Below are 11,604 nucleotides of genomic sequence, written 5' to 3'. Positions count from 1 at the left end.
CGCGCACCTGCGCGCCACCACAGTGCGCCGCGCCGCCAAGAAGTGCTGGCTGATCGCCGTCAACCGCAGCCGCACGGCCGTGCTGCGCGAGGCCGCCGAGCAGCTGCTCGTGCGCATGTACGCGTGCGTGCTGTTCGGCGACGGGGCCGGGGCGATCGTGCTGGAAGCGCAGGACGTGGCCGAGGATGGGCCCGGCCTGCTTGCAACGCGGCTCCATGCCGATGGCGCGCGCATCGCGGGCGGCGCGCATCCATTCGATGCCGACCGAGCCGCAGCCGGCGCCGATGTCCCAGAGCAGCGCGCCGCGCCGGGGCGCCAGCCGGGCGAGGGTGATCATGCGCACCTCGCGCTTGGTCATCTTGCCGTCGTGCTGGAAGGCGCTGTCCGGCAGGCCGGTCCGCGGCAGCGGCCGGGTTCCGGGGTCGGCGCGGCAGTCGATGCAGATGGTGTTGAGATCGCCGGCGGTGCCGGTCCAGTCGCGCGCCGTCCCGTCCTGCCGCGCCTCGTCGGGGCCGCCCATGGCCTCGAGCACCGTCATGGCGCTGCCGGCGAAGCCGTTGACCCTCAGCAGTTCCGCGAGCTCGGCCGGCGTTCCGCCGTCCCGGGCGAGGATGACGAGCCGCGCCCGATCGGCGAGGAACGGCAGCACCACCTCGGCCGGACGGCCATGCACCGTGAGCGTCGCGACATCGGCGAGGCTCCAGCGCATCCGGGCGCAGGCGAGCTGGAAGGCCGAGAGATGCGGGTGGAAGGTCACTTCCCCGGCCGCGAACATCGCGGCTATTCGCGCGCCGGCCGAGTACCAGAGCGGATCGCCGGTGACGAGCACCGCCACCCGGCGGCCGCGCAGGCCGCGGATCTCCTCGACCATGGCGCGGAAGGGGCTCGGCCAGTGGATGCGTTCGGCCGCGAGATGCGGCGCGCAGGCGTGGTGGCGATCGCCGCCGATCACCACTTCGGCGGCTTCGAGCACGGCGCGCGAGGCGGGGGCGAGCCCGTCCCAGCCATCGGCGCCGATGCCGACCACGTCGAGCCAGGCGGTCACGGGGAGGCGCGCCCGAGGCCAAGCGCCAGCGCGTTCACCGCGGCGGAGGCCATGGCGGAGCCGCCGCGCCGGCCGCGGAGCGTCACGAAGGCTGTCCCGCGCGGGTCGGTCGCGAGTTCGGCCTTGCTTTCCACGGCCCCGACGAAGCCCACGGGAAAGCCGAGGATCACCGCCGGCCGCGGCCAGCCGGAATCGAGCCCCTCCAGCAGCCGGAAGAGCGCGGTGGGGGCGTTGCCGATGGCGACCACGGCCCCGTCGAGGCGGCCGCGCCAGAGCTCGACGGCGGCGGCGGATCGGGTGGTGCCCTCGGCCCTGGCGCGGCGCGCCACGTCGGGATCGTTCAGGGTCACGAGGATGTCGTTGGCCGCCGGGAGCGCGCGTCGGATCACGCCCGACGCGACCATGGCGCAGTCGCAGAGGATCGGCGCGCCGGCCTCGAGCGCGGCGCGGCCCGCCGCGACGCAATCGGCCGAGAAGGCGAGGTCTTGGGCGAGATCGGTCATGCCGGAGGCATGGATGACGCGCACGGCGAGCTCGGCGACATCGGGGGGCATGGCCCGGAGGTCGGCCTCGCGGCGCACGGTCTCGAAGCTCGATGCGTAGATCCGCTCGGGGTCGCGCTCGTAGATCATTCCCGCGCCTTGAGGTGCCGGCGCACGCTCTCGGGACCGTGTGGGTGATGGGCGTGCGGATAGACGGGGTGGTGGTGGTGCGCGTGATCGTGGGAATGCGGGTGGTCGTGGTCGTGGTCGTGATCGTGATCGTGATGATGGTGGTGGTCGTGCGCGTGATGGTGGTGGCCGTGGTCGAGGCGGCAGGCGCCGGTGCAGAAGCTGTCGCAGAGCCGGCAATCGGCGACGTTCGAGCCGGGGGCGGAGGCGCCCTGGCCCTCGACATGGTGATGGTGGCTCTCCTGCGGGAGGCCGACTTCCGCTTCGAAGCCGAGGACCTGCGTGCGATACTTGCACATGGAGCAATTCATCGCGGTCTGGCCGTCGAGGATCTCGGTGGCGCGTTCGGCGAAGGTCGCGACCACCTGGTCGTGGTCGTTGAGATAGCGGGCCTTGACGAATTCGATCTCCGGATGGGCCGCGGCGACGAGGTCGGTGAAGCCGTAGATGCGGTCGACGAGGATGCCGGTGAAGAGGAAATACGGGAAGACGACGATCCGGCGGTAGCCGAGGCGGGCGGCATGGGTCAGGGCCGGCTCGACGAGCGGGAAGGTCACGCCGGAATAGCCGGTCTCGCACCAGCCGAAGCCCATGCCTTCCCAGAGCAGGCGGGAGATCTTGCAGACGCTCGAATTCGCGTCCGGGTCCGAGGCGCCGCGGCCGATGACCACGAGGCAGGTCTCGGCGCGGGGCACCGGGCCGCGGGTGGCGTCGGCCTCCGTGATGGCGGCCTCGATGCGGTCGGCGGCGGCGCGGATCATGCGCGGATCGACCCCGAGCTCGCGGCCGTAGTCGATGCGCAGCCCGTGCGCGGCGGCATAGGCGTTCAGCACCGAGGGGATGTCGTTCTTGGCGTGCATCGCGGCGAAGAGCATGCCGGGCACGGCGAGGATGCGGTCGCAGCCGCGGGCGCGGAGCCTGTCGAGCCCCTCGCGGATCACCGGATTGGCGAATTCGAGATAGCCGTAATCCACCATCCAGGAGTTCGGAAGAAACGCCGGCAACCGCTTGGCAAGATGGGCGAACTCGTCGACAGCCGCCTGCGAGCGCGAGCCGTGGCCGCAGAGCATCACGCCGATGCGGCTCATCGAGGGCGGCCCGCGACGGCGATGGGGAGACGGGGGGGCATCGGCAACCTCGCGACATGGCTGGCGCCGCGGAACCTGCCCGGACCACCCCCGGGGCGGGGGCGTCTTCGACGATGGCGCCGCTGGCCCCCGGCATGGGTCGGCCGCTCGACGCCGTCCGTTCAGCCTCTCGGCACCGTCGGGATCCGGGTAGCAGGAAGCCCGGGACGGGGCAAGCGAAAGCGAGGCGCGGGCCGTGCGCGGGGCATGCACGGGTTTCGCGTGGCGCCAGGAAGGTCCCAAGGCGCGATCGCCTTCGGCGTGAGGGGCGGGGCGGATACTGCCCGGCGGTGTCCGCCGGGCGGGATGGTGACGCCGGCCCGGCCCGGGACCCGGGCGGACGGGTCGCTCTGAGGGATGCCGTTTCCTCGCGCCCGCGCCCGCGCATGGCAAAGGGGCTGTCGCCGGTGGACCCGGAGCGGTATCGGGGAGGGGGCGCTTGCGGGCGCGGTCGCGCGGGCGTTCGGCCTGCGGGACGGCCCGGACGGGAAGGGGGGCGAAGATGGGGGCGGCGTCTTCCGACGGGGCACTGGCCGAAAGGGTCCGGTCGCTGAGCCATCTTCTGGTCGGCTGGCCGAGCGCGACCGGGACGCGGGGCGAGGCCGATTTCGCGCCGCGCCTGGCCGGGCTCCTGCGGGAGAGCGCCTATTTCCGCGCGCATCCCGAGGACATCGTCCTGGTGCCGAGCCACGGCGCGCCGACCACCTACAGCCTCGTGGCCCTGGTGCGGGGCAGGGGGCGGCGGGCCGTCGCCCTGGCGGGGCATTACGACACCGTCGCCACCGAGAATTACGGGGATCTCGAGGCGCTGGCCTGCGACCCCGGCGCGCTCGCCGGGGCGCTGATCGCGGATCTCTCCGGCCGGCGGCGCTCGGAGCAGGAGGCGCGGGCGCTCGCGGATCTCGTGGGCGGCGACTTCATTCCCGGCCGCGGGATGCTGGACATGAAGAGCGGGCTCGCCGCCGCCATCGCGCTGATGGAGCGCTTCGCCGAGCGGCAGGACCGGCCGGGCAACCTGATCCTGCTCGCCACTCCCGACGAGGAGCGCGAGAGCCGCGGCATGCGGTCGCTGCGCGACGCGCTGCCGGGGCTGATGGCGCGCTGGGGGATCGACATCGCCGCGGGCATCAATCTCGACGTCACCAGCGACCAGGGCGACGGGTCGCTGGGACGCAGCATCTATGCGGGAACCATCGGCAAGCTCCTGCCCTTCGCGCTGGTGATCGGCCAGCCGTCCCATGCCTCCTATCCGTTCGAGGGCATGAGCGCCGCGCTGATCGGGGCCGAGATCCTGGCGGCGGTCGAGGGCAATGCCGATCTCTGCGACCGCGGTGCGGGCGATGTCTCGCCGCCGCCGATCTGCCTCGAGGCGCGCGACCTTCGCGCGGGCTACGAGGTCACGACGCCGGCGCGCTACTGGCTGTCCTTCAACTGGCTCTATCATTCCCTCTCGGCCAGGGACCTGTTCGACCGCTTCGGGGCCGAGGTCGCCGCCGCCGCCGACCGCGCGGTGCGGCGGTTCTCCTCGGAGGCAGGGCGCTTCGCGGCGCTGACGGGTTTGCCGCCGGGCGGCGGCATCGCCGCGCCGAGGCTGATCACCCTGGCCGCGCTGCGGGCCCTCGCGGCGGAGCGGGCCTCGCCGGCCGGGCTCGCCGCGGTCGCGGAGCTGGAGGCGAGCCTCGCGGGCCTGGACGATCCGCTGGAGCTGAGCCGCCGGCTGACCCTCGCGCTGGCGGATGCGGCGCGGATCACCGGGCCGGCGGTGATCCTCGGCTTCGCGGGCCTGCATTATCCGCCGTCCCGGCTCGATCCCGCGCGCCCGAAGGATGCCGCGCTCCGGCGAGCGATCGAGGCGGCGCGCGAGGCGATGGCCGGCGAGCCGGGGGCGGCGATGACCTGGCGGGCGCATTTCCAGGGCATCTCGGACATGAGCTTCCTCGGCCGGCCGACGCATGGCGCGGGCGATGTCGTGAATGCCAATACGCCCGCGGCCCGGCTGGTCGATCGCCCGGTCGCCTCGGCCCTCGCCTATCCGGTGGTCAATATCGGCCCCTGGGGGCGCGAGTTCCACCAGCGCCTCGAACGGGTCCACGCGCCCTTCGCCTTCGACGTGCTACCGCGCTTCGTCGGGCTGGCGGTGGAGGCGCTGCTCGCCGGGGAGCCGTGACCTCCCGGCATTCGCGCCGGCCTCCCGCAGGACGGATGCCCCTCTTGGGGCGGGTCGCATCGTCGCAGACCCCCCGCTCTTGACAAAAGTCATGGATGCGGCGGCGGGAAGAATGCCTACTCGGCCCCGCGCGATACCTGATCGACCGGCGCGGACCCGCGCCGCCGCGGCTCCCGCCGGACGGTGCGGTCGGGTGTCGGGTGCGGCCGGGGCAGAGGAGGGACACCATGGCGGAAGACGATGCGAGGCGGGCAGGTGAATCGGCACCGCTCGAGCCGATCCCGGTGATGCAGCGGGTGCTCGACAACCCGTTCCTGCTGCTCTTTCTCGGCGTCACGATCCCGACGGTGCTCTACCTCATCTGGGGCGTGATGGAGATCATCTCGGTCCCGATCGCCCCCAACTGAGCACGAGCACTTCCGAAAGGCGCAGCCATGGCCATTGACCCCCCGAGCAACCGCCTCTGGTGGAAGGAGCCGATCCACCGCATCGAGCTGGGCTGGATCATCATCGCCTTCCTCTGGGGGCTGTTCATGTTCTTCTTCATGATCGCCTGGCATTTCATCGGCAATCAGAACCTCTCGACCGAATCCTATCGCGTGCTTCCCGAGCGGTATCAGGAGCGGGTCGAGCTCTTCGCCGAGGAGCACCAGCTCTTGGATGCGAACGGCGAGCCGGTCGATGTGGACGGGGTGCCGGTGGTCAGCCCGCCGCCGGGCGAGGACGCCTATCTGCTCGGGCGGCTCTGGGAATGGTGGCCGGTGCTGGAGCTGAAGAAGGGGGAGGCCTACCGGCTGCATCTCTCCTCGGCGGACTGGCAGCACGGATTCTCGCTCCAGCCGGTGAACATCAACATCTCGGTTCACCCGGGCTACGAGCAGGTGATCACGCTGACGCCGACCGAGACCGGCGAGTTCGGCATCGTCTGCAACGAATTCTGCGGGATCGGCCATCACACGATGACCGGCCTGATCCGCGTCGTCGAATAGGGGGGCGTCATGACCACCATTGATCACGGACCGATCGGGCTCCCCGCGGCGAATGTCAGCTACCGCACCTGCCCGTTCACGGGCCGCCGGATCGAGCGCAATGCCGAGCTCCTGATCCGGGCCAATGCCGTGGCGGCGGTGGTCTTCCTGGCGGTGGGCGGGCTCTTCGGCCTGCTCGTGGCGCTGACGCGCTGGCCTGCGGTGCAGCTCCTGCCGGCGGAATGGTTCTATCTGGTGCTGACCGGGCACGGGGCGAACGTGCTCCTCTTTTGGATCATCTTCTTCGAGATCGCGGTGCTCTATTTCGCCGCGACCTTCCTGCTGAACTGCCGGCTGGCGACGCCGCGCTTCGCCTGGCTCGCCTTCGTGCTGATGGTGGTGGGGGGCGTCCTGGCCAATTACGTCGTGCTCCAGGGCGACTCGACGGTGATGTTCACCTCCTATCCGCCGATGATGGCCGATCCGCTGTTCTATCTCTCGCTGATCCTCTTCGCGGTCGGCGCGCTGATCGGCGTGATGGTGTTCTTCGGGACGCTGGTGGTCGCCAAGGCGGAGGGCACCTACGAGGGCTCGGTGCCGCTCGTGACCTTCGGGGCGGTGACCGCCGCAATCATCGCGGTCTTCACGCTCGCCTCGGGCGCGATCATCCTGATCCCGACCTGGCTCTGGTCGATGGGGCTGATCGCGGGCATCGATTCGCTGATGTACAAGCTCGTCTGGTGGGGCATGGGCCATTCCTCCCAGCAGATCAACGTCGCGGCGCATATCGCCATCTGGTACGCCATCGCCGCCATGGTCGTGGGCGCCAAGCCCTTGTCGGAGAAGGTCAGCCGCTTCGCCTTCCTGATGTACGTGCTTTTCCTGCAGCTCGCCTCGGCGCATCATCTGCTGGCGGAGCCGGGAATGAGCTCGACCTGGAAGATCGTCAACACCAGCTACATGATGTATCTCGCGGTCATGGGCTCGATGCTGCACGGCCTGACCGTGCCCGGGGCCGTGGAGGCGGCGCAGCGCCGCAACGGCTTCGACCGCGGCTATTTCGACTGGCTGACCAAGGCGCCCTGGGGCAACCCGGCTTTCGCCGGCATGTTCATGAGCCTGGTGATGTTCGGCTTCATCGGCGGCATCTCCGGGGTGATCCTGGGCACCGAGCAGCTCAACGTGCTGATGCACAACACGATCTACGTGCCGGGCCATTTCCACGGCACCGTGGTCGCCGGCACCACGCTCGCCTTCATGGCGATGACCTATCTGGTGATCCCGATCATCTTCCGGCGCGACATCATCTGGCCGAGGCTCGCGAGATGGCAGCCCTATCTCTTCGGCCTGGGGGTCGCGGGCATCTCGCTCTTCATGATGGGCGCGGGCACGCTCGGGGTGCCGCGGCGGCACTGGGACATCTCGCTGATCGATTCGATCATCCCCTATGAATTCGCCTCGGGCGCCTATCTGATGATGGGGCTGAACGGCCTGTCGGCGATCGTCGCGGCCGCCGGCGGACTGCTCTACGTGGTGCTGGTGGTGGCCTCGGTGGTCGCGGGGCCGCGGCTCGACCGTCCCGGCGCGACCCTGACCTTCCCGCTGCACAAGGGCGGTGCCGAGGCGGTGTCGCATTACGGCAGCGCGGGCACGCTGAAGATCCCGGGCACGATCATCCTCGTGGCGATCTTCTTCGGCGCCTTCATCCTCTACTACTTCATCAACTGGAAGTATCTCTCGGCCCTGTGGCTGTTCAACTGAGCCTCGGGGAAGGACCGATGCTCCTCGCCCTGAACATGACCTTCTCGATCATGAAGCTGCGGATCGGCAGCTTCATCGCCCTGGCGGCGCTGGCGGGGATCATGACCGGCGGCGGCGGGATCGGCTGGCTGGAAGGCGCGGTCTTCGCGCTCGGCGTGCTCGGGGCCTCGGGCGCGGCGGGTGCCTTCAACCAGTACCACGAGCGCGAACGCGACCGGCTGATGGCCCGGACCCACAACCGACCCTTCGCCAACGGCACGCTGAAGGCCGGACCGATCTGGCCGGCGACCTTCGCCCTGCTGCTGGCCGGATCGCTGATGATGGCCTGGTCGGTGGGCGGGACGCTGGCGACGGTGCTGGTCTTTCTCGGGGCGGTGACCTACGGGGTGGTCTATACCGTCTGGCTCAAGGCGCGCTCGGTCTGGAACATCGTGATCGGCGGGGCCGCCGGCAGCTTCGCGGTGCTCGCCGGCGCCGCGGCGGCCGCTCCCGAGCAGGGGCCGGCGCTGGGGCCGGTGCCGGTGCTGCTCGCGGGCGTGCTCTTTCTCTGGACGCCGCCGCATTTCTGGAGCCTCGCGGTGACGCGCTGCGAGGATTATCGCCGCGCCGGCATCCCGATGCTGCCGGTGGTCTCCGAGCCCGACGTCTGGGCGCCGGTCATCTTCTGCCACGTGGCGGCCCTGCTGGCGCTCTCCTTCCTGCCGCTGGCCTTCGGGATGGGGTGGATCTACGGCGCCTTCGCTGCGCTCGGCGGATTGCCCTTCCTGCTCGCGGCCTGGAGGCTCCTGCGCGCCCCGGGGCGGCAGGCGGCGATGCGGACCTTCCGGGCCTCGCTGGTCCAGTTCGCCCTGCTGGCGACGGGGGTGATCCTCGACGGAGCGGCGCGATGGGCCGCCTGAGCGAGGTCGTCCGGGCGGCGGCGATGCTCGCGCTCTGCCTGCCCGCCGCCGGCGCCGCCGCCACGCAGCAGCCGGGGGCGCTGGACGCAAGGTCGGTCTACGAGACTAGCCAGGCGGCCGTGGGCCGGGCGCTCGGCGCGCATGTGCTGCGCGACCAGAACAACGCGCCGCTGGCGCTCGCGGAGTTCCGCGGCCGGCCGCTGGTGATCTCGCTGATCTTCACCAGCTGCAGCTCGATCTGCCCGGTCACCACCGAGCATCTGCGCGACGCGGTCGCCGATGCCCGCGCGGTGCTCGGCGGCGCGGGATTCGCGGTGCTGACCTTCGGCTTCGACGCCCGCGGCGACCGGCCGGCGCAGCTCAAGGCCTTCGCCGGCACGCATCGGCTCGACGGCATTCCGGACTGGCACCTGGCGAGCGCGGACGAAGCGACCACCGAGGCGCTCCTGGCGGATCTCGGCTTCAGCTGGCGCGCGGCGGCCGGCAATCTCGACCATGTCACCCAGACCTCGATCATCGATGCCGAGGGCCGGGTCTACCGCCAGATCTACGGCGAGACCTTTCCCCTGCCGGTCTTCATGGAGCCGCTGAAGGACCTGGTGCTGGGGCGGACGACGCAATCGCTCGCGCCGGAGGATCTGTGGAACCGCCTGACGTTTCTCTGCACCGTCTACAATCCCCTGACCCGCGCCTATCGCTTCGACTATGGCATCCTCTTCGGCATCTTCTTCGGCGCGCTTTCGCTGATCCTGGTCGCCGTGGTGATCCTGCGGCTCTGGCTGGAGATGCGCCGGGCCGCGCGGCGACGGGTCGGCCCGGCCGGACCGCAGGCCCAGCCGAGGTGACGCCATGAGCCTCCGTGCGACGCTGCGCCGCGGCCTCGACCGTGCCGAACGCGGTCTCGACCCGCTCTTCGGTGCGGACTGGAACCCGCTGGCGAATCTCGGGCCGCTCGGGTGGTTCCTGTTCTGGATCGTGGCGGCGACCGGGGTCTATCTCTTCATCTTCTTCGACACCGGGGTGGTGGACGCCTATGCCTCGGTGGAATGGCTGAGCAACGACCACTGGTTCCATGCCGGGGTGGCGCGCAGCCTGCATCGCTATGCCTCGGACCTGATGGTCGTGGTGATGCTGCTGCATCTCGCTCGCGAGTTCGTCTTCGACCGCTACCGCGGCAAGCGCTGGTTCTCCTGGGTCACCGGGGTGCCGATCGTCTGGTTCGTCTACATGTCGGGCATCACCGGCTACTGGCTGGTCTGGGACCAGCTGGCGCAATACGTGGCGCAGACCTCGACCGAGCTGCTCGACGCGCTGCCGATCTTCGCCGAGCCGATCGCGCGCAACTTCCTCACGCCCGAGAGCCTCTCCAGCCGCTTCTTCACCCTGCTGGTGTTCCTGCACATCGCCATCCCGCTGATCCTGCTGCTGGCGATGTGGATCCACATCCAGCGCATCAGCCTGGCGCGCAGCAAGCCGCCGCGCGGGCTGGCGGCGATCACCCTCGGGGCGCTGGTGCTGGTGTCGCTCCTGCTGCCGGCCAGCTCGCAGGGGCCGGCGGATCTCGCCACCGTGCCGGCGGTCGTCGGCCTCGACTGGTTCCTGCTCGGGCTCTATCCGGTCATCGACATGGTGCCGGCCGGGGTCATCTGGACCGGGGCGCTCCTCTTCACCCTCGTGCTGATCGGCCTGCCCTGGGCGCCGCCGCGGGCCGAGGCCCCGGCCGCGAAGGTGTTCCTCGACCATTGCAACGGCTGCGCGCGCTGCGTCGCCGATTGCCCCTACGGCGCCATCACCCTGGTGCGGCGCAGCGACGGCGCGCCGTTCCCGCACGAGGTCGAGGTCGATGCCGGCCGCTGCGTGGCCTGCGGGATCTGCATGGGCTCCTGCCCCTCCTCGACGCCGTTCCGCCGCTCGGGCGAGCTGATCACCGGCATCGACCTGCCCGAGCGGTCGCTGGCGGCGCTGCGGGCGGAAGTGATCGAGGCCGCGGCGCAGCTGACAGGCGCCGGGCGGGTACTGACCATCGCCTGCGGCTTCGGCGCCGCCGGGGTGCCGGCACCGGGCCGGGTGGTGCTGCCCTGCGTCGCCATGGCCCCGCCCTCGCTCTTCGATTTCATCCTCAGCCGCGGCCTCGCGGACGGGGTCGCCATCGCCGGCTGCGCCGAGCGCGACTGCCAGAACCGGCTGGGTCGCAGCTGGACGCTGCAGCGCATCGCCCGCGAGCGTGACCCCTTCCTGCGGACTCGGGTTCCGCGCGCGCGACTGCTGACCGCCTGGGCCGGTCCGAGCGAGGTGGCGCGGCTCGAGGCCGAGACCGCCGGCTTTGCCGCGGCGCTCGCGGCGATGGGACCCTATGCCGACCAGCGTCCGCTCGATCCCGCCGAGGCGCGGGGCTCGGCGGCGGCGGCGGCCACGGCGACGACGGCCCGCGGGGCGCGGATCGTCGAGGCGGCGAAATGAAGGGGCGCGTCCGACATCTGATCCTCGGCGGGCTGGTCACCCTGGTGCTCGTCGCCCTGGTCGCCTGGTTCTCCGCGGCGCCGCAATGGCGCAGCCTGCCCGAGCAGACCGCGCTCCTGCGCCTGAGCTTCACCCATGGCGGCGACCGCAGTGCCGCCTGCCGCGACCGGACCGAGGAGGAACTGGCCGCCCTGCCGGAGAACATGCGCGCGCGCCAGATCTGCGACCGCCGCCGGCCGCCGATCTTCGTGGAGCTCGAGGTCGACGGCGCCATCGCCTTCGCGGCGGAGCGCGACCCCTCGGGGCTCGCGGGCAGTGGCCCGTCGCGGCTCTACGAGCGGCTGCTCCTGCCGGCGGGCGCCCATGAGCTGACGGTGCGGATGCGCGACCGTCCGGATACCGAGGGCTTCGACTACGAGGCGACGCGCCGGGTCGAGCTGGCGCCGGCGCAGAGCTTCGTCATCGACTTCCGCCCGGCGGCGGGCGGTTTCGTGTTTCACTGAACC

The 11,604-nt window shown here is 71.1% G+C and carries 10 protein-coding genes and 2 pseudogenes; 9 read left to right on the top strand and 3 right to left on the bottom strand.

Features of this window, described 5'->3' with window-relative positions; translation table 11 throughout:
• Positions 1 to 115 precede the first annotated feature (115 nt).
• A pseudogene (locus tag V7050_RS20995) lies at positions 116 to 181 on the top strand (hypothetical protein); the annotation flags it as partial.
• Between the two features lie 339 nt (positions 182 to 520).
• On the opposite strand, the pseudogene cbiE reads toward V7050_RS20995, so the two are convergent.
• The 3 genes and pseudogenes from cbiE to V7050_RS01760 all read right to left on the bottom strand — a co-directional run.
• Positions 521 to 973: pseudogene (gene cbiE / locus V7050_RS01770) on the bottom strand (precorrin-6y C5,15-methyltransferase (decarboxylating) subunit CbiE); the annotation flags it as partial.
• Between the two features lie 68 nt (positions 974 to 1,041).
• Positions 1,042 to 1,677 (bottom strand): precorrin-8X methylmutase, encoded by a 636-nt coding sequence (locus tag V7050_RS01765; RefSeq protein WP_324365817.1) that lies wholly within the window; start codon positions 1,675 to 1,677, stop codon positions 1,042 to 1,044.
• A complete protein-coding gene (locus V7050_RS01760) occupies positions 1,674 to 2,804 on the bottom strand; it encodes a sirohydrochlorin chelatase (protein ID WP_324365815.1) in 1,131 nt (376 codons plus the stop codon). Before V7050_RS01760 ends, V7050_RS01765 begins: the two co-directional genes overlap by 4 nt.
• A gap of 541 nt (positions 2,805 to 3,345) precedes the next feature.
• Between V7050_RS01760 and V7050_RS01755 the strand changes: the two genes are divergently transcribed.
• From V7050_RS01755 to V7050_RS01720, 8 genes are all read left to right on the top strand, one after another.
• Positions 3,346 to 5,010: a M20/M25/M40 family metallo-hydrolase gene (locus V7050_RS01755; protein ID WP_324365813.1), complete on the top strand. Its 1,665-nt coding sequence runs from the start codon at positions 3,346 to 3,348 to the stop codon at positions 5,008 to 5,010.
• Positions 5,011 to 5,237: 227 nt separating this feature from the next.
• Positions 5,238 to 5,417: a hypothetical protein gene (locus tag V7050_RS01750; RefSeq protein ID WP_324365811.1), complete on the top strand. Its 180-nt coding sequence runs from the start codon at positions 5,238 to 5,240 to the stop codon at positions 5,415 to 5,417.
• Positions 5,418 to 5,444: 27 nt separating this feature from the next.
• Entirely contained in the window at positions 5,445 to 5,999 is a 555-nt protein-coding gene (locus tag V7050_RS01745) for a hypothetical protein (protein ID WP_324365809.1), read from the top strand.
• Positions 6,000 to 6,008: 9 nt separating this feature from the next.
• Positions 6,009 to 7,739: a cbb3-type cytochrome c oxidase subunit I gene (locus tag V7050_RS01740; protein WP_324365807.1), complete on the top strand. Its 1,731-nt coding sequence runs from the start codon at positions 6,009 to 6,011 to the stop codon at positions 7,737 to 7,739.
• A gap of 17 nt (positions 7,740 to 7,756) precedes the next feature.
• Positions 7,757 to 8,638, top strand: a complete 882-nt coding sequence (gene cyoE, locus V7050_RS01735) for a heme o synthase (protein WP_324365805.1) — start codon at positions 7,757 to 7,759, stop codon at positions 8,636 to 8,638.
• On the top strand, positions 8,626 to 9,483 hold the full coding sequence (locus tag V7050_RS01730) for an SCO family protein (protein ID WP_324365803.1): 858 nt from the start codon (positions 8,626 to 8,628) through the stop codon (positions 9,481 to 9,483). Before cyoE ends, V7050_RS01730 begins: the two co-directional genes overlap by 13 nt.
• Positions 9,484 to 9,487: 4 nt before the next feature.
• Positions 9,488 to 11,098 carry a cytochrome b N-terminal domain-containing protein gene (locus V7050_RS01725; protein ID WP_324365802.1) on the top strand — a complete coding sequence of 537 codons (1,611 nt, stop codon included), beginning with the start codon at positions 9,488 to 9,490 and terminating at the stop codon, positions 11,096 to 11,098.
• Positions 11,095 to 11,601, top strand: a complete 507-nt coding sequence (locus V7050_RS01720; RefSeq protein WP_324365800.1) for a hypothetical protein — start codon at positions 11,095 to 11,097, stop codon at positions 11,599 to 11,601. Before V7050_RS01725 ends, V7050_RS01720 begins: the two co-directional genes overlap by 4 nt.
• The last annotated feature ends 3 nt before the right edge of the window (positions 11,602 to 11,604 follow it).

This window comes from Amaricoccus sp. (genome assembly GCF_036846665.1).
Taxonomy (GTDB): Bacteria; Pseudomonadota; Alphaproteobacteria; order Rhodobacterales; family Rhodobacteraceae; genus Amaricoccus.
Note: the sequence above shows the minus strand (reverse complement) of the source record. Positions and strands in the feature narration are given on the sequence as shown.